The organism is Phyllobacterium sp. 21LDTY02-6 (assembly GCF_023554255.2).
In the GTDB taxonomy this organism is placed as follows: Bacteria; Pseudomonadota; Alphaproteobacteria; order Rhizobiales; family Rhizobiaceae; genus Phyllobacterium.
Genome location: NZ_JAMJWD020000007.1, coordinates 72,114 through 92,977 on the forward strand (window position 1 = coordinate 72,114; position 20,864 = coordinate 92,977).

The window sequence follows — 20,864 nt, forward strand, 5'->3', positions numbered from 1 at the left end:
GCGGCAGGACCAGATGTCGCAATGGTCTCCGCTAAAAAACCACATATCTCGGCATAAGTCCCCAAAAGGCGTTTTGGCTGCTCTCCAAGGAGAATGCTGCCGGGCACATTTCACGTTAGGTAAGTTATGAATCATATTGCAATTGCCGCACCTGTCGAGAACGACAAGGAAGCGCAGACGGATTTTCCTGCATATGCCAGAGTATGGACAGTCAGCGAATCCAAGGCCGGCACTCTCACGCAATGTCTTGGCGTTGGAATGCATTTCGACCCTCATCCGGTCGAAAAGATAGTGGTTCGAACCCGTGGGCTTCGCAAACTGATTGCCCGCCCCGTTTTCAAGCGGAGCGAAGCCGAACCCGGCATCATCGTTTCCTGCGGGTCGCTGCCGGAGCAGCACGTGTTGCAGATGCAACGAACCTTCGGTGAACGGCCGCTCACGGTTCATCTTCAGCGACCGAAGGTGGAAGGCTATGATCTGTGCTTTGTCTCGCGCCATGACTGGACGCCCGAGCTTGCGGAACGGCCAAACTATCATTCCGTGGTCGGCGTTCCTCACCGGGTTACCCAGAGGGTTCTGGCGCCTTTGCGTGACAAGGCCCGCCTCCGTTACGCTCCGAACAACGAGAAAGTCGCCGTCATATTCGTTGGCGGAACAAATGGCGCTTATGCCTATGACGATCGGGCATTGAATGAACTGTCAAACGTGATCCACAAGCTTGTCGAACAGCATTGGCGCGTGCTTGTGTCGACGTCGCGTCGCTCCAGCCCCCAGACCCTTCAAGCGTTGCTCGAGCTACGGAACCCGATGGTCGAAGTGTGGGACAGGACCGGACACAACCCGTTTCTGGACTATATGGCGGCCGCCGACGCCTTCCTGATCGGCAAGGATTCCATCACCATGCCTTGCGAAGCGCTGGTGACGGGAAAACCGGTCTACGCATTGGAACTCACGCACATTCCCGGCGATCGTGTCACCAAATTCGAGAGGTTCCACCACGATCTTCAGGATGTCCTGAAGCTGACGCGGCCGTTCCGGGACGAGATCGCCGACTACGATTACGTCCCGTTGGACGAGACCGGAAGGATCGTCAAGACAATCTCAGCGGCCCTTGCCGCCAATCGTGCCTGAAGTCTGGGCCGGCCCCGGCTTGCCCTGTTTTTGGCGACAGGCTGAAAACAGGGCAAATCCTGCGCAGATGACGGCTGCGAAGACCGGCAGGCCATGCGGAGAAACCTCCATCGCCAGGCCGCCGATCAATGGCCCCAACAGCGCGCCGATGCCCCAGAAGATCGACAGCAAGGCATAGATGCCGAGCAGTTCGTTATCCTTGTAGGCATCGCCGAGCATGGCGATGGTGGTCGTGTAGATACCAACGAAGGCCCCTCCCCATACATAGAGCAGCGGATAAGCCAGCCAGGGGTTGGAAAAGGCGATCGGCCACACAAGGGCACCGATGGCCGAGATGACGGACAGCGCGATCAACACTGTTTGGCGAGGCAGCCTGTCGGCAAGCCATCCGATCGGCAATTGCAACGTGATCGCTCCGATCAGCAGCACGGTGAGAAGCAGCGTCGCCGAATCCTCGGTCCAGCCAAGCCGTATCGCATAGAGGGGCAGCAAGGTGAGACCCGCAGCCTCGAGCGCAGCATTGAGTGCCGAAGATGCCACCGCCACCGGCACGAGCTTGAGATATCGGAACGGATTGCCCGTTTCTTCCCTCGCCGGCGCTGTCGCCGCCGGCCTGCCGACGAACAGTATGACGCAGGCCACGACGGCGATTGCCGCGCCGATAAGGAATGCGAGAGATTGCTGCCTGCCCACCAGGGTCAGGATGGCAGGTCCCAGAGCGGTGCCGCACGAAAGAGCCGTGACGTAGATGGCCATTGTCGTGCCGCGATTTTTTTGCGCGGCAAGCTGGTTCAGCCAGGTCTCCGAAACGACGAACAGCGTTTCGGATGCTGCTCCGAGCGCGGCGCGCAATGGAAACCATAGCCATAAGAACGGCGCCAAGGGAAACAGGACGAGCAGGCCGCTGGAAGCCAGCAGCGCACCCTTCGCCAGGGCCGGGAAGCCCAATCGTTGCGCCAGTCGCGGAAGATAGGGCGCGGCCAGAAGAACGCCGATAGCGTACATGGCGCCGTTGGCTCCGATAAAGCCTTCGGAGTAGCCGGCTTCCGCCAGTTCCAGTGCGATCAGGGGCGCGCTGAGGCCGTATGTCAGGCCGAAGATCGCCGCGGTGAGAACGACGATGGCGGTGGCGCGTATATATCCGCTCATTTCGCTGCGGCCCTGCTCTCGTCGCCTTCTGCTGCACGGGCGGCCATGCCCCGGCTCGCGTGAATGGCATCGGAAAGCCTGCTGCGCCACCGCCGGTCGCTATGCTCGACGGTACTGCGCAGCAAGCGTGCATAGTCGAGAACCAGTCCCGGCGTCCACGTCATTGCCTCGGCGCGGCCGCGGACAATCCGGAGCAACCAAAATTGCGGATTGCTGATTATCTTCCACAGGTCACGCCAGACATGGCCGGTGTAGGAAGCGCCTTCGACAGCCGCATCGAGCGCCTGAATGACACTTGTCGAGCAATTGCGCGCTGTCAGATTATAGGTATCGTCGCGCGAATAGACCGCCCAGAAAGCCCGTAGCGCAGCCGCATCGAATTTGCGGAATGTCACTTTCTGATCCGGGAAGCACCAGTCGGCCGCCTCCTGGGCCAGCGATATGTTGAACTTGCCGGGAACGTCATTCTCATGTCCCGCCGAAAGCATTGCACGGAAATCGTCGGGACTGTGATCGATATCGCTGGCCGGATAGTGACTGACATAGAGATCGGGCTCCAGTTCAAGCGCGGCATGTCCGGTGGAAATGACACCCTTCTTGTCTACCGCCGCGATATAGCGGTCGATCAGAAGCCGGCGCTCCGGGTCCTTGATGGAACCGACGGCGGTCCAGACATGGACGTTCAAGGCCTGATCGTTGCGATCTGCTGCCCCGTCGCCCGCCGGAATGACCGGCCGCGCAACGCCTCCCTGCCAGTTGCGCGCGGCATAGAGGGGCAGCGACGTTACGGAACCGCCATCCGGCAATTGCCGCAGGGGAAGAGCCAGCCGGACGAGGCCATAGCCGGAGGTCAGCAACAACAGCGCAAAGCAGAACGGCACCGTGAGATGATGCGGCACCGGCCACGACATCAATATTGCCATCGCCAGGCCGACTTCAATCACACCCGCCGCAATGCCGACACGCCAGCGAGGGCTGTGGACGACGAAGGCGGTGCTGATCCTGAACAGGCCATCGATGAGAAATGCAGCTCCGAACACCATGGCCGCGCCGATATTGTCGTCCCAGGGAACATTGAATACCAGGAACGCCGCGACGAGAAAGCTTGCCCCGCGCAGCGCATCGATCCAGTGCTGGCGGAGCCCGAGCGAGGCGGCTGCGGCGATTTCCACCAATCCCTCGACAACCAGGAATATGGCAAGCGTATCGAGGACGACCGAGAGCGCACCATCGCTGAGGTCGAACAGGATGGCCACGCCGAGAAGAATCCAGACAATGCCGGCCACGGTCAACAGCCGCCAGATCGGTTTGAGGGCACGCGCTCCAAGCAGAAGAAAGACGAGACGAATCATATGATTTTCCGTTCCATGCCAATCAATGCTGGCCGGTTAGTTGGGTATTTCGCCGGTTAGTTGGTATTTCCCCCATTAGTTGGTATTTCCCCATTAGTTGGTATTTCCAAAGTATCGATTGCGCAACTTTTCGACAGTGCCGTCTTCCATGCGCTTAAGCAGCTGCAACGTCACCGGCTGTGCGAGGTCGCTGCCGCTGGGAAACGCGAAGCCGTATTTGTCCGGATGGAACAGTCTGCCGACCACTTCCACGTCTTCCGCTGGTCTGGAATGTGCGTAGTATTCGAGGACCGGAGCATCGCCGACAATCGCGTCGATATCTCCGTCGTTCATCGCGGAGACGGCCGCATCCAGATCCGGGTAAGGCCGGGACTCTATCCCTGTTGCCGCGAGGAAGTCCTCGGAAGCGCTGCCCTTGAAAACGCCCACCGTCTTGCCGGGCAGGTCGGCTATGGAGTGTATTCCCCTCTCGACGGCAACCGTTGTCATCACGCTGGTGACCGAGGAGGTCACATAGGCGATTATACCGACGCCGACCAGCATCCATATCGCCTGCCATACACGGCCAATCCAGCCGAACAGGTTTTTGCGGCCACTCGTCTTGCCATTGGTCGCTATCGATATGACGTGATGAAAGCTTTCGGCGGCGCCTTCACGCCAGCGCCTTGGAAAGTCCGGATCGAATTTCCGGTCGAAGAGGGTGAATCCGATCGTCGCCGCAGCAATGACGGCCAGCAGCCAGCCATAGGCACGCAGATGACCGGCGTCCGAAAGACCGGACAGAACACGGTCAAATCCCGATGAACCTCCCTCGCTCGGCACCATGATGCGCAGGCCGGCGTCGTACCAGGGCTGGGTGAAGTCAATGATTTCGGCGCGGGCACGGGTAATGGTGAGGTTGGTGACGGCGGCGTCCACCTCGCCATTTCGCGTGGCATCCACGAGCTCGCGCAAGGTGGGATAAGCCACATAGCGGGTACCGAGTTTCAGATCGCCCGCGACAGCTTCCCACAGGTCGGCCGCCATCCCATCATATCTGCTATTGTCGGCGATCACGAAGGGAGGACTGACATAGACGCCGACATTCACGAGGCGCGCATCCGGGAGTTGCGCTTGCGCCATGGCCGTTATCGACATGAACAGAGCGAGCAAGAATCCGCCGAACACCGGCACAAGACGCACAAGGCGCATGCGGGACATGGACGCAAAAGCGGATTTCGTCCTGTACCCTGCCCGTTCCTGCCGTTGCTTCCGGTCGCCTTTCCTACGAACTTCGGGCAGGCTTTGCCATTGCCAACGCTCGGATAGATTCATGCCATAACCTGTCAGCTCATTGATTGAAGCCTTTGGCCCTCATGCAATCGCCAATCAGTTCCTTTTCATCGGTAGCCTGTTCGATGCCATCACTGATGCCTGCGGCGATCGCACTGCCGAAAGACTTGTAATGTTCGTGTTGGCCCTGACCAATTCCTATCGTCGCAGCCCTGGCCTCGTACTTGCATTGAGCCAGCGCCTGATCGGTTTCAGAGCGGGGTGAGTCATCCTTGACCCAGGGTTTGTTATTGCTCACGCATCCAACAAGGGAAAGCGATGCTGCGACGATTGCTGCGCAAACGAAAACTTTATTCATCATAGTCTGCCCCGAATGAATTTTGCTCTGGCTCATGCGGCTTACTAGTGACCCGAATCTGAAGTTCACTCCATTATTGCAGCAGCGTCAGATGAACTTCAGATTCGATAAGGTCACTAGCAATTATATGTTTCTAGTGTGGTTTTCGGAATTGAAATACGCTCCGGCCCCTGCCGCCATAGTCAGGCGTATTTCAATTCCACCACACTAACCCGGGTCGTCGACAAGGCACCCTACCCCATGACAGCCAATATAGTTTCCATGGGTGTCGAAATTCGGCTCGCCCCGTTTGTCGAACTGCGGTCTGTCGTCGATAACCCCATCGGGATTGTCGACCTTGCAACCGAGGCCATGGCAACCATTATAGCCACCATGATCCCGGTGGTTGCTGGCGGAATGGTGATGGTGCTTGTGCTTGCCGCCTTCCGCCATCCCTTCGATCAGCGCTCCGACGACCGCGCCTGCAATCACGGCTCCGGTGTCATGTCCGCGATGATTATACGCGCGCGCACCGGGATCGAAGCCATCGCCTCGCCCGTGATGATAGCCGCCGACATCGGCAAAGACACCGGAACAACCCTGGGCGACCCAAAGATACTTGCTCTTGGGATTATAACCCCAGGTGCGGTTCAAGATGCAGGGACTGCCCGATATCTGGTGGATCAATTGCGGTTTGGAGAGCGGACCGGCATAGCACTCGTCATACTGGTAGTCTCTGGACCGACATTCAACGGTGGATTGCGCTTTCGCTTCCGACACCATGGTAAGTCCGGAAAAAGCGATAGCTGCCACGGCGATATACTGGATCATCATTGCCTGTTCCTTGTGATTTGATTGCTCGTCGTAACGCGACCAGCGCAAATTGGCGGCGCACCCCGGTGCGGATCAGTCTGCGGCCGGCACGGGGCAGCTCATATCCCCCTCCTGGCATTTCAGATAACCCTGAAAGTCCTTGATGCGGGATTGGGTCAGGCTGTCCCTGCACTGGGCGACGAGCATCGGCATCATGCTTCCCCCGGCCGCCCCTGCCGTCTGAAAATCGCACTCCGCATCGCGATATTTTCCCCAGGCGCGTTGTGTTTGAACGAGCAGTTTCCTGGTATCCGCGTCGTCGTTCAGACGGCCCTGGATCTTCTTGTAGAGAGCATTCAGCTTCGCGTCCGATTTCTTGAACGAGGCATCGGCGCACTGGCTCATGGTTGCTTGATCCTCCGCCCTGGCGCATTTGTCCTGAGCGAGCGATGGACCCGCCATCGCCAATATTCCGGCAGTAACCAAACCCAACAGACGAAGCGAGTTCATTTGATCATATCCCTTCAGAAGGATGTTAAGTTTTGCGTTGAAACCATTGTTCTGGATGCCGGAACGGCGTTGACTCCTGCCAGGAGGCCATGGCGACCGACACCCGCGCGACGCGTTCAGTCGATGACGACCTGTGCGAAACACCGGGCCAGTTTATCCGGTGCCCCGAGCTTCCTTGCCCATTTGATCAGGTCTGGCCTGTCCGATTCATCTGCGAATCCGCCCCACACGTCTCGAAACTGTTTCTTGCTGTTCACGGTCTGGAAGAACATCATCCCGTCATCGGCAATGGGCGTCGAAACATAAGCCGCGCTCCAGTCGCCGCTTTCCAGGATGGCATTGAACTCCACCTTTGCCGGCTTGACCTTGTTGCCGACCGCCGCCGCAACCAAAGGGGCATAGGCTTGCTTGCGCGCCTTCGTCAGATCGAGTCTTACACCGGCGCAGTCATTGGTCGCGGCCAAAGCCGCCGGGAGCGTGGCCCCCAGCCACGCAAGCCCGACAGCGACCATCATGGCACGTCGCCGTGCACTACCACTGAATCCGAACACCCTCACCCCCGTTTACAGATTATTGCAGATGACCGTCCCCGCTTTTGTCGGCGGCGGCAAAGTCCTCCATGACATGATCCATCAGTTCCTTGCGGCTGACGCTGCCATCCTTGTTCTTATCGACCGCCGTGAACTGATCTGCGCTTAGAATGTCGGCAGTTTCCGACTTGCCAAGGGCACCGTTCTTGTCGGCGTCGAGCTTGTCGAACGCACCGGACATGAAAGTCTGATACTCCTGCCGGCTGACGCTTCCATTATCATTCGTGTCCAGATGATCCTTGTGGCCCTCATGCATCGCCTGTTGTGCCGAGGCTGTTCCGACGCTGAAAAGGAAGAGGGAAACGGTTGTTGCGAATATGGATTTCATCGTTCTTGTCCCTTGCTTCACATCTCAACCGCACGCCAGGCGATTGCCGAGATAGCCACCACCACCGATGCCGACAGCCTCGGCCAGAACGCGACCGCCGCCACCGCCGATCGTGCTTCCGACGAGCCCGCCGACGATCGCACCGCCGACCGTGCCGGCAATGCAGCCGAATTCGGCATTGCGCGCCCGAACGTCCGGACTCGAACTTGACTGGCACCCAGCGATAAGCATCGCGATCGCCGAAACAGCCACAACCCGTGATTTGACCATGTGTCCCTCCTTCCGCACCCTGGGAAACCATCCCCGTGGGCGAGTTTCTCGTGGGTTTCCTTCAATTCAATTGAAAGAGAGCATAAAAACCGTCGAGGATCACCCGCACACGGCCTGTGCGCGGCTGAATAATGGCAAGAATGTGATAATTGGTGGTTTTTTGACAGTATTCATGTCACAGTAAAACTTATATTAATGATATTCCTACACAAATCGTGATAGCCGAAAGCAGCTTCGGCGGAGAGAACATGTTGTAATCTGGGCGCCGCAGTATCCTTCTCCAACCCTTCAGGTCAACGCATGTGAATTTCGTTCCCGCATTAATTGACCTTGAATGTAATTCTAACCCAAAATGTACATCTCGCACTTCCGGCTGTTTTCGGAATTCGGAACCATAGCAGAAATGCGTGAATTCAACTTTTGGAATCTTCCAGCTTCGATCTGAAATGAGCGATTCTCACCAAAGATGAAGGGTTTACAATGTTACAGGGTAGATCGGTAACTTGGGGGCCTCAGGTATTTCTCGGCGATGCTGCCATCAGTTGCACTTATACCGGTCCCAATGAAATCAATTACGTTCAGGCAGCCCACTCCATACTGATACATCTTACGCCGGACGCTGGATGGCAGCTTGCCGTGGACAGTGATCGAAAGTCCAGCGGCGTTGTCGCGCCGGGGGCAATCGACGTCGCGCCCGCCAATAGCCAGGTCTCGGGCAACTGGACTGGAAGGATGTATGGTCTGCGCATCGATATCGATCAGGCACGGCTCGAGCGGCTGGCCAGCGTGGAATTGGGCAGTGCAGAGTTCGAGTTGCAGCCGCCGGAATTCGGCTTTGTCGACAAGCACCTTCACACGCTCGCCCTGTGGACCCTGAAGGAGCTTAATGACGGGGATTCGTTCAGCACCGAGACTTTGGACGCGTTGGTTACCCTCTCCTATGTCCATGTGCTTCGCAATTATTCCTCATTGGCCGGGCGACCATCGCCGACTGGTGGATTGTCGCCCAAGGTTCTGCGCAAGGTGAAGGACTTCATCCATGCGAACAGGACGAGAAGCCTTACGATAGAAGAACTGGCATCTGTCGCGCTGCTGTCGCCCACGCACTTCCTGCGCGCATTCAGGCAATCGACCGGCCAATCGCCGCACCAGTTCGTATTGGCCGCCCGGCTCGCCCATGCGAGAGAACTCATCCTTGCCGGCGACGCGCCGCTCAGCTCAATTGCAATGTCGGCCGGCTTCTCGAGCCATAGCCACATGACGGCCCAGATGAAACGCGCCTGGGGCATCACGCCTTCCGAGATGCGGCGGAAACGCTAGTTCCATTTCGATCCCTTGCATCGGATTCGGGCCCGCCTGCAACCGGGCGGATCGGCGGTGCCGTATGGTTCGCGCTGTTCAAACCCGCCAGCCGCCGAGTATCTCCTCGGTTTCCGCCGTTTCGACCTGCTGCGACAGGCGCTGGCCATAGAAGAGCTGCATGGCATCATGGGCGGGGTCGGAGGAGCTGCAAACGGCGTCGGTGACGATGACGACGCGGTAGCCGATGTCGATCGCACCCATGACGGTTGCGAGGACGCAGACATCCGTTTCGCCGCCCGATATGATCAGCGTGTTGATCCGGCTGGTCTTCAGGCTCGCGACCAGTTCGCCGGAAAACCACGGCGAATAGACATATTTGTCGATCATCTTCGCCGGTGGCGCATAGGCCGCAAGCTCGGGCACGACGTCCACCAGCTTGCGGTCGAGCCTATCAAGCGTCATTTCGGGCCATTTCGAATAATAGCGCGACCAGGCGCCGCCGGCCTCCAATGGCTCGTTCGGGGGTATGAAACGGGTGAAGAAGGTCCTGGCCGGGGCATGGGAGACAAGGGCGCGGACATTGGGCATCACACGGTCGAACCAGGCCATCGCCCATGGGCTGCCACCGCGAAACAGGCCTTGCATGTCCACGCACACATGTGCCGACTGCTCGCCGATGGGCCCGAACCGCAAACCTGTCGCCATTGATACCTCCGCCGCCTCAACGCCCTGCCATGGGTCGAGGTTCCGCAGCGGGCAGCGAGAACGAAAAAGGCCGGGCATCGCTGCCCGGCCTCGGTTGTTCAAGCGATCGGCTTAATGCGCGATCTGGGATGCCGCATCGTCCTCGACCGGGTTCGAAGTCGGCACATGGGCCGGCTCCGTCCATTCGATCGGCTCCGGCTGGCGCACCAGCGCATGCTTGATCACTTCATTGGCATGCTTGACCGGAATGATCTCCAGACCGTTTTTGACATTGTCCGGTATCTCCGCCAGATCCTTGGCGTTTTCCTCCGGGATGAGCACCGTCTTGATGCCGCCGCGCAAGGCAGCCAGCAGCTTTTCCTTCAGGCCGCCGATCGGCAGAACCCTGCCGCGCAGGGTGATCTCGCCGGTCATGGCGATATCCTTGCGGACCGGAATGCCGGTGAGGATCGAGACGATCGCTGTTACCATGGCGATACCGGCGGACGGACCATCCTTCGGCGTCGCGCCTTCCGGCACGTGCACGTGGATATCGCGGCGATCGAACAAGGGCGGTTCCACGCCGAAATCGATGGCACGGGAGCGCACATAGGACGCCGCCGCCGAAATCGATTCCTTCATCACGTCGCGAAGATTGCCCGTCACCGTCATGCGGCCCTTGCCGGGCATCATCACGCCTTCGATCGTCAACAGCTCGCCGCCGACCTCGGTCCAGGCCAGACCAGTGACCACGCCAACCTGATCCTCGCCATCGATCTGTCCGAAACGGAACTTCTCGACACCGAGATAATCATCGATATTGGCTTCCGTGACCTTGACCGACTTCTTCTTGGTCTTGAGGATTTCGGTGACGGCCTTGCGGGCAAGCTTCATCAGCTCGCGCTCAAGGTTACGCACACCGGCCTCACGCGTATAGCTGCGGATGATCGCCCGCAACGCGCCCTCGGACACCGAGAATTCCTTCGGCTGCAAGGCATGATCGCGGATGGCCTTCGGCAGGAGATGGCGCTTGGCGATCTCGAGCTTCTCGTCTTCCGTGTAGCCTGCGATACGGATGATCTCCATGCGGTCCATCAGCGGACCGGGGATGTTCAGCGTATTCGCCGTCGTCACGAACATCACGTTCGACAGGTCGTATTCGACCTCGAGATAATGATCCATGAAGGTCGAGTTCTGTTCCGGATCGAGCACCTCGAGCAGCGCCGATGACGGATCGCCACGGAAATCCTGGCCCATCTTGTCGATCTCGTCGAGCAGGAAGAGCGGGTTGGACTTCTTCGCCTTCTTCATCGACTGGATGACCTTGCCGGGCATCGAACCGATATAGGTGCGGCGATGACCGCGAATCTCGGCCTCGTCCCGGACGCCGCCGAGCGACATGCGGACATATTCGCGCCCCGTCGCCTTGGCGATCGAACGCGCGAGCGAGGTCTTGCCGACGCCGGGAGGTCCGACGAGGCAGAGGATCGGGCCCTTGATCTTGGTCGAACGGGCCTGCACCGCGAGATATTCGACGATGCGGTCCTTGACCTTCTCAAGGCCGTAATGTTCGGCATCCAGCACCTCGTCGGCGAGGTTCAGGTCGTTCTTCACCTTGGAGCGCTTGCCCCACGGGATCGACAACAGCCAGTCGAGATAGTTGCGCACGACCGTTGCTTCGGCCGACATCGGGCTCATCTGCCGCAACTTCTTCAGTTCGGCATGGGCCTTCTCGCGCGCTTCCTTGGAAAGCTTCGTCTTCTTGATGCGCTCTTCCAGTTCGGCTGCCTCGTCGCGGCCGTCTTCGCCGTCGCCGAGTTCCTTCTGGATCGCCTTCATCTGCTCATTGAGGTAGTATTCGCGCTGGGTCTTCTCCATCTGGCGCTTGACGCGCGAGCGGATACGCTTTTCCACCTGGAGCACGGAAATCTCCGACTCCATGAAGGACATCGCCTTCTCCAGCCGCGCACGGACGGAGAGAATGGACAGCATGTCCTGCTTTTCCGGTATCTTGATCGCCAGATGCGAGGCGACCGTATCGGCAAGCTTCGAATAATCGTCGATCTGCCCGGCGGCGCCAACCACCTCGGGGGAAATCTTCTTGTTCAGCTTCACATAGTTTTCGAAGTCGGCGACCACCGAGCGCGCAAGAGCCTCGATCTCCACCGGATCTTCCTCCGGCTCGACCAGGGTCGTCGCATTGGCTTCGTGATAGTCGCTGCGCTCGCTGAAACCGGTGATCTCGGCACGCGCAATGCCCTCGACCAGAACCTTCACGGTTCCATCCGGCAGCTTCAGCAGCTGCAGGACATTGGCAATCGTGCCAACGGTGTAGATTGCATCGGCCTGGGGATCGTCATCGGCAGCATTCTTCTGCGTCGCGAGCAGTATCTGCTTGTCGACGCCCATCACTTCCTCAAGCGCGCGGATGGACTTCTCGCGGCCGACGAAGAGCGGAACGATCATGTGTGGGAAGACAACGATATCGCGCAACGGCAGAACGGCATAAAGCCCGGTCTCGCCACCCGCTGGTGTCTTCTTGCTTGGAACCGTCATTTCATGTCCTTTCTCAGGCCATCTGGCCAGATCGCCACCTCGGGTACCCTTTTGCCGGTTTCCAGGACCTGCTTATTGCTAGGTCCGGCTCACGAAACCGCGCCTTGAGCGGCGTACCACCGATAGTTTGGCTTAACACTTACTTGGAGTGACGACCTTCCGGTTTCAAGTCGCCGCGTCCCAAGCACATTCACAGAATCGTAATTATCCTGCGCCCACCGCGCCGCTAACGCAATATTGCCGCTTGCAGTGCACAGGAAAACTGAGGGCTGAAAACGAAAAAGCTCCGCACGATGCGGAGCCCTTCCGGCAGATGGCGCGATTTCCGTTGCTTCAGGCGGAAACATTGCCTTTTTCTTCCTTGCGTTCGGCGTAGATGTAGAGCGGACGGGAGTTCCCCTCCACCACATCTCCCGAAATGACGACCTCCTGCACTCCGTCGAGAGTGGGCAGTTCGTACATCGTGTCGAGGAGAATCTTCTCCATGATCGAGCGAAGTCCGCGAGCACCCGTCTTGCGGGCGATGGCCTTGCGGGCGATCGCCTTCAACGCATCCTCATGGAACGTCAGCTCGACGTTCTCCATGTCGAACAGCCGCTGGTACTGCTTGACGAGCGCGTTCTTCGGTTCGGACAGGATCTGGACCAGGGCGACCTCGTCGAGATCTTCCAAAGTCGCGATCACCGGCAGACGGCCGACGAATTCCGGGATGAGGCCGAATTTCAGCAGGTCCTCCGGCTCGAGTTCGCGGAAGATGGCGCCGACGCGGCGGTCATCCGGAGCCTTGACGGCGGCGCTGAAACCGATCGAGGTTTTCTCGCCGCGTGCCGAGATGATCTTGTCCAGACCGGCAAAGGCACCGCCGCAGATGAACAGGATGTTGGTGGTATCCACCTGCAGGAATTCCTGCTGCGGATGCTTGCGTCCACCCTGGGGCGGAACCGAGGCCACCGTGCCTTCCATGATCTTCAGAAGCGCCTGCTGGACGCCCTCGCCCGAAACGTCCCGGGTGATCGAAGGATTGTCCGACTTGCGGCTGATCTTGTCGACCTCGTCGATGTAGACGATGCCGCGCTGGGCACGCTCGACATTGTAGTCCGCCGACTGGAGCAGCTTCAATATGATGTTCTCGACATCCTCGCCCACATAGCCGGCCTCCGTAAGGGTCGTCGCGTCCGCCATGGTGAACGGCACGTCGATGATCCGCGCCAGCGACTGGGCCAGATAGGTCTTGCCGCAACCGGTCGGGCCAACCAGAAGGATGTTGGATTTCGCCAGTTCGACTTCATTGTTTTTCGATGCGTGCGCCAACCGCTTGTAATGGTTGTGCACCGCGACGGAGAGAACACGCTTGGCATGGTTCTGGCCGATGACGTAATCATCGAGAACAGCCATGATTTCCTGCGGCGTCGGGACGCCTTCACGGGATTTTACCAGGGAGGATTTGTTTTCCTCGCGGATAATGTCCATGCACAATTCGACGCATTCATCGCAGATGAAAACCGTCGGGCCCGCGATCAGTTTGCGGACTTCATGCTGGCTCTTCCCGCAAAACGAGCAATAAAGCGTATTCTTGGAATCGCCGCCGCCGTTGCTGACTTTGCTCATTTGCAGTTTCCTTTCAGTACCGGCCCTTCTCTCCTGGGCCGCCACTTCCAAATGGGGAAGTGATTCGTAGTTCTGGCACGATAGCTGTGACTAACTCACCAATAACTTAACGTAACGACTGCTGGCTTCTATGCAAGCCGCATCTGTGGCAGAAAATCCGCAACCGGGTCAAAAAAAGTTCATTTTCGACCCGGGCGGGTCATTTTAGCCGGGTTACTTGGCGTCACCTTCCACGATCGCGCGGGATTCGAGCAGCTTGTCGACCAGGCCGAACTCGACTGATTCCTCTGCGGTCATGAAATGATCGCGATCCAGCGTCCTCTCGATCGTGTCATAGTCACGACCGGTATGCTTGACGTAGATCTCGTTCAGGCGGCGCTTCATCTTGATGATATCCTGGGCGTGACGCTCGATATCGGAGGCCTGGCCCTGGAACCCGCCCGAGGGCTGGTGGAGCATGATGCGCGCATTCGGCAGGACGAAACGCATGTCCTTTTCGCCGGCCGTCAGCAGGAGCGAGCCCATGGAGGCGGCCTGGCCGAAGCAGAGCGTGGAGACTGCGGGCCGGATGAACTGCATCGTATCGTAGATCGCCATGCCGGAGGTCACGACGCCGCCTGGCGAATTGATGTAGAGGTTGATTTCCTTCTTCGGGTTCTCCGATTCAAGGAACAGCAGCTGCGCGCAGATAAGCGACGACATGCCGTCCTCGATCGGGCCGGTAATGAAGATAATGCGTTCTTTCAGCAGGCGCGAGAAAATATCATAGGCCCGCTCGCCCCGGTTGGTCTGCTCGACGACCATAGGCACGAGGTTCATAGCTGTTTCGATTGGATCTCTCATCGGTGGGCCTCAGCTTTTAGGGAATGCAAGGCGGAAGCTGCCTCGGATTCGTGGATCAACATTCCCTACATAGGGCGTCGATACCCGTCTTCGCAAGATGTTCCCTCGCCATTGCGCATATCAGGGTGAATCGCGCCGATCGCTAATCCGCCTCGGCGCGCAGCCAGCGCTTCAGGCCCTCGAAATCGCCATTGCCGACCGTCCGCGCCGGCGATCTGCTGGGCGGTCTTCGATATCTCGCGCATCGCCAGGTTTTTACGACCCTGGCTTTGGCCACCCCGGCCTGGACCACTATCGTTCTTCACCCTTCACGAAGCCGTGAACTTTAACTTGACTCTTTTTATCATGTTAATCTATACATGCGATTACTGACGCTACGGCAAACGTTAATTCGAAATTTGAAATAATATTTGCGCTGTGCAGCGTGTATTCACGCCTATTGACAGTGATTTTAGAAATGTTCCAAGAAAATATCTCGACAGATGACAACCCTATATTGTCAGCGATGCTGGAGAACAAGCGCAGGCTCATCACCATAGCTGAGCGTGTGCTGCAATCGAAAATACAGGCGGAAGATATATTTCATGACGCCGTGGTGAAGGCATGCGGCATGAGAACCGGCTGCATCCATTGTCCGATGGGATATGCCTGCCGGATGATCCACAATCTGGCGCTTGACGAGGTGCGCAGACGCCAGTCGGAGCGGCGCAAGCTGGTGCCGCTGGATGATATCGATACGATCCCCGCTACGGGCGTCGATGCGCTGGACTGCATGATCGGGGCAGAGGCGCTGGAACGGGTGCTGTCCTGTCTCGACGATCTGCCGCGGCGTACGCATGATGCCTTCCTGCGCCATCGCGTCGAAGGCGTGCCGCAGAAGGAGATCGCCGCCGAACTCGGGGTCTCGACGACACTCGTCAATTTCATGATCCGGGACGCCCATCGTCACTGCCGGGCCCGGTTCAATTCTGCCTGAGCGTCTTGCCCGAGCGCAGGAGCAAAAAAGCGAATATCGGCCCGCCCAGCAGCGTCGCGGTCAGCCCCGTCGGCAGTTGCCACGGGAAATATATGGTGCGACCGATGAAATCCGCCACTGCCATCAGTAGCGCCCCGAACAGCGCTGCCCCCCATATCTGCCGGACGCCACGCACCAGCCCCGCCTTCTGCGCCAGATGCGGCGCCATCAGGCCGACAAAGCTCAATGGCCCGACGGCCAGCGTTGCGATCGCCGTCAAAAGCGCGGTGAAGCCGAGCGTCAGGGCCCTGAAAAGGCGGACATTCACGCCGCGGGAGCGCGCTGCGCCCTCACCGAGCCCGTAAAGCTGTAGCGGCCGTGTGAATAACAGCGCCAGGCTTAGCGCGATGGCTGCGCAGACTGTGGAAATGACCGCCGTTTCGCCGCTTGTCGCGTAGGTCGATCCGACCATCCAGTTCAGGAGCGAGGCAGCGCGAGGATCGCCGCTGGCGAGGATGACCGAGAACAGCGCCGTGAGAAACGCCCCCAGCGAGACGCCGATGATGAGGAACTGGTTGCTCGACTGCGCCTTGCGCAGGCTCATCGCCAGCAGCAATGCGAGGACGATGGCGGCCCCGAGAAAGCCTCCGAACAATCGCTGGCCGTAATCCGGCGCCGAAACCAGAAACAGCGTGCCGAGCAGGCCTATGGCGGTGCCGGCGCTGACGCCAAGCACTTCGGGACTGGCCATCGGATTGCCCGTCAGGCGCTGCAGGAGGCTGCCCGCAACCGCCAGCAGAACACCGGCGGAAATTGCCGCGAGAAGCCGCGGCCAGCGCCATTGAAGGAGGCTTTCCAGCGTCGCGCCCGTCTGCAGGGTCCATGATGCGTCGATGTCCCGCCCGACCATGATCGCCACGACGCAGGCTGCCAGCACCAGCGCCACAAGGACGGCGAGGATCAGGCCCGGCCTGCGGCTGGGCGCCTGGCCCTGCTGTGCCGCGGGCGTGCCCTGCATCATCGACTTGCTGCGCAGCATCACCAGCATCAGGATCGGCACGCCCGCCAGTGCGGTGACCGCGCCCGTGGGCAAGGAGACGCCGCCAAGCGATAGTTGCAATTGCAACAATTGGTCGATCAGCAGCAGCAGGCCCGCGCCGATGAGCGGAGCCAATGCCAGCCGGTGGCGGATATGGCGGGCGCCCGTTGCCCGCGCGATCACGGGGGCAGCGAGGCCGAGGAAGCCGATTATGCCGACCGAACTGACGGTGAAGGCCGTCAGTGTCACTGCCACGAAGATCACTGATGCACGGATGAGCGGCAGCTTCATGCCGAGGCTGCGGGCAGTTTCGCCAAGCGTGAGCAGGCTCAATTGCCGTGCCAGGAAATAGGCGCAAAGGCTTGCAATCATTATTTTAGGCGCCAATCGTCCGACCTCGCGCCAATCATTCTGGTTGAGCGAGCCGCCGCCCCAGATGAACAGGCCGGTGAGATAGTGATCCTTCATCTGCGCCAGCACCATGACCATGGCGCTGCAATAGAGCCCGAGAACGAGGCCGACGAGGATCACCGACACGGGATTGAACTGAAATCGCCAGGCGACCGAAAAGACGACGAGCATGGCTGCGAAGCCGCCAAAGGCCGTCACCAGATCCCGGTTCCAGCCAAGCAGCGCCGGAAACCAGACCAGCATGATGGCGAGCGCCAGTTGCGCCCCGGCCTCTATCCCGATCGTCGATGGCGAAGCCAATGGATTGTGCAGCACATGCTGCAGCAAAGTGCCCGACAGGCCAAGCGCGAAGCCGCAGACGACCGACATGGCAAGGCGCGGCAGCAATCCGTAATAGAGGAGCACCGCCCGGCTGTCGCTGATGTCCGGCGGGGTGAACGCCGCATCCACGCCGAGCGAAGCGAGGAGCGGCCCGATATTGAACGCCGCCACCCATGCGGCAAGCATCCAGATGGCCCCGGTGAAGGCGAGGCTGCGCCAAGGTCCGGCCATGTTGCTCAAGCCTCCGCCAGGAGGCGCGCAAAGCGCGAATAGGAGGGCAAGGTGCCAAACATCAGGACGCTCGCTATCCGCTGCGCATTGCCGCTGCGCACGAAGGGCATCGCCTGCCAGAGCGGGCTTTCCGGCAGGGTGGCGAGAACATCCGGAGGAACGGGATCCATATAGAACACCCTGCTGTCGCCGAGCGTCATCAGTTCGCTCAGGCCGGCATCGCTGAAGCCCCATTCATTGGTCGGCATCGTCCAGCCATTCCTGAGGTCGAGCTGGTCGAACACGTCCTGAAAAATTCCACCGGGCCCATAGACGCGCAGATTGCGGGCATCGAGAAAACTCACCACGGTGACGCCGCGATCCCTGAGATGGCCGGCCTGCTCCCGCGCGCGGGCGAGTTCTGCCTCCGTCCGGCCGATCAGAGCCTCCGCCGCGGGCTTCCGCCCAAGGATATCGCCCAATTGCCTCGTCGCCTCGACGATATGCGGCATGGGCGATGAACCGATGGCATGAATGGGATAGGATTGCACCGGCGCGATCGTTTCCAACTGCGGACGCACCCATTCGAGATAGGGCGTCGAAATGATGAGATCGGGCTTCAGGAGTTGCAGCATTTCCATGTTGAGTTCCTGGTTGGAACCCACATTGGCAATGCCCGCAGGAAGAATGGGCTCCATAACCCAATCCGGCCAGCTCGCCGGATCGATGAGGCCTGCCGGTACCGCACCGAGTTCCAGCAGCGTCTGGGCAAGGCCGTAATCGAGCGAAACGATGCGCATCGGCGCAGCGTGGGCGACCGACGGAATACCCGCCAGCAGCGCCATGCCTCCGGCCAGCACCTCACGACGGCGTAGCTTCCCGCTCGATATGCTGTCCACGGCCAACCTCAGAATTTCGCCGACAATATGCCCTTTATCACACGGCCTTCGCCGTAGATGCAGTACGGATCGCCGGCATTGTCGGCGGAGCAATTGCCGAAATAGGTCTTGTCGAAGAGATTGCTGGCCTTGAGCGTGCCTTTCCAGCCGCTCCGCTCATAGGAAAGCTGCGCATCGACCAGCGTATAGGCGTCGATGTCGACCTTGTTGGCATTGTCACCGAAGCTGCTGCCCATGTAGCGGACGCCGGCGCCAACCGCGAGCCCCTTCAGCGGCCCGTCCTGGAAGTCGTATTTCGCCCAGATGGACGCCTGGTGCTCCGGCACGAGCGAGGGCTGCATGCCCACTTCACCCGGCGTATTGCTCGACGTGATCTCGGCATCGAGATAGGTGTAGCTCGTAGTCATGCTGACGCCGTGGAAGAGATTGAGCGCGGCTTCGATCTCGACGCCCTGGTGGCGCACCTCGCCGGTCTGGATCGTGTTCTGCGGATTGGCGGGATCGGGCGTGTTGATGTTCGTCTTGGTGATCTGGAATACGGAGGCCGTTACGCTGCCCGGCAGGAAGCTCGGCTCATATTTGACGCCGGCCTCATATTGCCGCCCCTTGGAGGGCTCGAAGCTTTTGCCTTCCGCATCGACGCCGATATTGCTTTTGAAGGAGCTCGAATAGCTGATGTAGGGCGTCAGACCATTGTCGAAGAGATAGCCAATTCCAACCTGGCCGGTGAAGGCATTGTCGGACTGGTCGGAACTCGCGCTGTTGTCGAGCCTGTTATGCGTCTTCGTTTCGATCCAGGCCTGCCGCCCGCCGAGCGTCAGCAGCCAATGATCGTCGAACTTGGCATGCGTCTGCGCATAGATGCCGAACTGGTCGATCGTCTGCTTCAAATCTTCATATATGGGCGGATCGGAGGGATCGAGCCCGTAGACAGGATTGACGATGCCGAGCGTCGGGCCATCTCCGGAGCCCTTCTGCCCGTCGACGCCGAAGCGGTTATAGTCGAGGCCGATCAGCAACTCGTTCTCGAACCGCCCGGATTCGTATTTGTAGATGGCATTGTTGTCGACGCTGAAGATGGAGGCGCGCTGATCCACGGTGAAAGCGGTACGCGACATCGTCACGTCGTCGATCATTTTGTTGTAATACAGGTGCTTGTAATCCGTGTCCTCGGCGGTGTAGCGCAACTTCTGCACCACCTTCCAGGCATCGTTGAACTCATGGCTGAACTCATAGCCGATGGAGCCGTGGTTCGCTTCGAACTTGTCGAAATCCGGATCGCCAGTCGAGAAGCTGCGGCCGAGCCTGCCGTAGGCAGCAGGATATTGCACGCCGGACAGCGGCACGAACGAGTTCGGCGTGAGATCGTCCCACTGATAATTTGCAAGGATGGTCAAGGATGTGTCGGCGCTCGGCGACCAGGTAAGGGCCGGAGCGATGAAGACACGGTTGTTCCTGGAATAGTCCTTCTCCTGCTCGCCATCGCGGAAAAGCCCTGTCAGTCGATAGGACCAGATGCCCTCGCTGTCCAGGGGCCCGCCGGCATCGAGCCCCACCTCGTAGGTATTGAACGAGCCGTAGGAGGCGAAAGCATTATAGAGCGGCGCTTTCGTCGGCCGCTTGGTGATCCCATTGATCAGGCCGCCGACCTCGTTCTCGCCATAGAGAACGGAGGACGGACCCTTTAATACTTCAACCCTTTCAAGGCCATAGGGCTCGATCTTGAAGCCTGAGAAATCATTCGTCCGCTGCGTCAGGCCATCGCGGAAGATGGAATCGCTTCCTGCCGCGAAACCGCGAATATTGACCTGGGTGAACCTGTCGTCCACGCCCCAGGGAGATGCAGTGACGCCGGCCGTATAGGCCAGGGTGTCCTCGATGCGCTGCGACGGGCGATCCTCCATCTGCTTGCTGGTGATAACCGACACCGATTGCGGAATTTCGCGCAGCGGCGTTTCCACCTTGGCGCCCGTCGTCGCATCCTTGGCAACATAGCCATTGCCGGCGTCGCCGCCATCGCTCTCGATGGTGATCGTCTCCAGCCGGATCGAACTCGCGTCCTGCGCAAAACCTTGCTGACCGAGCAATGTGGTGGCGATGGCCGTGGTTAGAAAGAGCGCGCGCCGGTTACCCGAATAATTCAATGACGTCGTGCATCCCCGCATGACATACTCCTTAAAATAAAAACTTGACTAGGATTCTCAAATTAAAACATGAGTAGTTAATTCATGTTATTGAAGTCAAGGGCTGTTTCGGATTTATTCGCGGCCCTGACAATCCGCGG

At 59.2% G+C, this 20,864-nt stretch carries 19 protein-coding genes; 3 read left to right on the forward strand and 16 right to left on the reverse strand.

Features of this window, described 5'->3' with window-relative positions:
* The first annotated feature begins 258 nt into the window (after positions 1-258).
* Entirely contained in the window at positions 259-1,131 is an 873-nt protein-coding gene (locus tag M8997_RS20660; RefSeq protein ID WP_250018314.1) for an ELM1/GtrOC1 family putative glycosyltransferase, read from the forward strand.
* Here M8997_RS20660 and M8997_RS20665 read toward each other — a convergent pair.
* The 9 genes from M8997_RS20665 to M8997_RS20705 all read right to left on the reverse strand — a co-directional run bounded on the left by M8997_RS20665 (position 1,102) and on the right by M8997_RS20705 (position 7,713).
* Positions 1,102-2,280 (reverse strand): MFS transporter, encoded by a 1,179-nt coding sequence (locus tag M8997_RS20665; protein ID WP_250018044.1) that lies wholly within the window; start codon positions 2,278-2,280, stop codon positions 1,102-1,104. The genes M8997_RS20660 and M8997_RS20665 overlap by 30 nt on opposite strands.
* Positions 2,277-3,632 (reverse strand): HdeD family acid-resistance protein, encoded by a 1,356-nt coding sequence (locus M8997_RS20670; protein ID WP_250018046.1) that lies wholly within the window; start codon positions 3,630-3,632, stop codon positions 2,277-2,279. Before M8997_RS20670 ends, M8997_RS20665 begins: the two co-directional genes overlap by 4 nt.
* A 93-nt stretch (positions 3,633-3,725) precedes the next feature.
* Positions 3,726-4,754 carry a transporter substrate-binding domain-containing protein gene (locus M8997_RS20675; protein WP_252597219.1) on the reverse strand — a complete coding sequence of 343 codons (1,029 nt, stop codon included), beginning with the start codon at positions 4,752-4,754 and terminating at the stop codon, positions 3,726-3,728.
* Between the two features lie 208 nt (positions 4,755-4,962).
* Positions 4,963-5,298 (reverse strand): hypothetical protein, encoded by a 336-nt coding sequence (locus M8997_RS20680; RefSeq protein WP_250018049.1) that lies wholly within the window; start codon positions 5,296-5,298, stop codon positions 4,963-4,965.
* A 171-nt stretch (positions 5,299-5,469) separates the two neighbouring features.
* Positions 5,470-6,075: a DUF3011 domain-containing protein gene (locus M8997_RS20685; RefSeq protein WP_250018050.1), complete on the reverse strand. Its 606-nt coding sequence runs from the start codon at positions 6,073-6,075 to the stop codon at positions 5,470-5,472.
* A gap of 72 nt (positions 6,076-6,147) precedes the next feature.
* The gene (locus M8997_RS20690) at positions 6,148-6,564 is read right to left on the reverse strand and encodes a lysozyme inhibitor LprI family protein (protein ID WP_250018052.1); all 417 of its coding nucleotides are present in this window, start codon (positions 6,562-6,564) and stop codon (positions 6,148-6,150) included.
* A gap of 116 nt (positions 6,565-6,680) precedes the next feature.
* Positions 6,681-7,079, reverse strand: a complete 399-nt coding sequence (locus M8997_RS20695; RefSeq protein ID WP_250018054.1) for a hypothetical protein — start codon at positions 7,077-7,079, stop codon at positions 6,681-6,683.
* A gap of 55 nt (positions 7,080-7,134) precedes the next feature.
* Positions 7,135-7,482, reverse strand: a complete 348-nt coding sequence (locus M8997_RS20700) for an EF-hand domain-containing protein (protein ID WP_250018056.1) — start codon at positions 7,480-7,482, stop codon at positions 7,135-7,137.
* 24 nt (positions 7,483-7,506) lie between these two features.
* Positions 7,507-7,713, reverse strand: coding sequence for a hypothetical protein (locus M8997_RS20705; protein ID WP_371929629.1), 207 nt, complete (start codon positions 7,711-7,713; stop codon positions 7,507-7,509).
* A gap of 675 nt (positions 7,714-8,388) precedes the next feature.
* Here M8997_RS20705 and M8997_RS20710 point away from each other — a divergent pair.
* The gene (locus M8997_RS20710) at positions 8,389-9,072 is read left to right on the forward strand and encodes a helix-turn-helix domain-containing protein (protein WP_250018064.1); all 684 of its coding nucleotides are present in this window, start codon (positions 8,389-8,391) and stop codon (positions 9,070-9,072) included.
* A gap of 78 nt (positions 9,073-9,150) precedes the next feature.
* Here M8997_RS20710 and M8997_RS20715 read toward each other — a convergent pair whose 3' ends face one another.
* From M8997_RS20715 to M8997_RS20730, 4 genes are all read right to left on the reverse strand, one after another.
* Positions 9,151-9,759 carry a cysteine hydrolase family protein gene (locus M8997_RS20715; RefSeq protein WP_250018066.1) on the reverse strand — a complete coding sequence of 203 codons (609 nt, stop codon included), beginning with the start codon at positions 9,757-9,759 and terminating at the stop codon, positions 9,151-9,153.
* A gap of 111 nt (positions 9,760-9,870) precedes the next feature.
* On the reverse strand, positions 9,871-12,294 hold the full coding sequence (gene lon, locus M8997_RS20720) for an endopeptidase La (protein ID WP_250018067.1): 2,424 nt from the start codon (positions 12,292-12,294) through the stop codon (positions 9,871-9,873).
* Positions 12,295-12,627: 333 nt separating this feature from the next.
* Positions 12,628-13,902 (reverse strand): ATP-dependent Clp protease ATP-binding subunit ClpX, encoded by a 1,275-nt coding sequence (gene clpX, locus M8997_RS20725; protein ID WP_250018069.1) that lies wholly within the window; start codon positions 13,900-13,902, stop codon positions 12,628-12,630.
* Positions 13,903-14,115: 213 nt separating this feature from the next.
* The gene (locus M8997_RS20730) at positions 14,116-14,745 is read right to left on the reverse strand and encodes an ATP-dependent Clp protease proteolytic subunit (protein ID WP_250018071.1); all 630 of its coding nucleotides are present in this window, start codon (positions 14,743-14,745) and stop codon (positions 14,116-14,118) included.
* A 457-nt stretch (positions 14,746-15,202) separates the two neighbouring features.
* Between M8997_RS20730 and M8997_RS20735 the strand changes: the two genes are divergently transcribed.
* The gene (locus tag M8997_RS20735; protein ID WP_250018072.1) at positions 15,203-15,721 is read left to right on the forward strand and encodes a sigma-70 family RNA polymerase sigma factor; all 519 of its coding nucleotides are present in this window, start codon (positions 15,203-15,205) and stop codon (positions 15,719-15,721) included.
* Here the strand turns inward: M8997_RS20735 and fhuB are convergent.
* The 3 genes from fhuB to M8997_RS20750 are packed head-to-tail and all read right to left on the reverse strand — an operon-like array spanning position 15,708 to position 20,745.
* Positions 15,708-17,702 carry a Fe(3+)-hydroxamate ABC transporter permease FhuB gene (fhuB, locus tag M8997_RS20740; RefSeq protein ID WP_250018083.1) on the reverse strand — a complete coding sequence of 665 codons (1,995 nt, stop codon included), beginning with the start codon at positions 17,700-17,702 and terminating at the stop codon, positions 15,708-15,710. The genes M8997_RS20735 and fhuB overlap by 14 nt on opposite strands.
* Positions 17,703-17,707: 5 nt before the next feature.
* Entirely contained in the window at positions 17,708-18,580 is an 873-nt protein-coding gene (locus tag M8997_RS20745) for an ABC transporter substrate-binding protein (protein WP_250018085.1), read from the reverse strand.
* A gap of 8 nt (positions 18,581-18,588) precedes the next feature.
* Positions 18,589-20,745 carry a TonB-dependent siderophore receptor gene (locus M8997_RS20750; RefSeq protein ID WP_250018087.1) on the reverse strand — a complete coding sequence of 719 codons (2,157 nt, stop codon included), beginning with the start codon at positions 20,743-20,745 and terminating at the stop codon, positions 18,589-18,591.
* Positions 20,746-20,864: the final 119 nt, after the last annotated feature.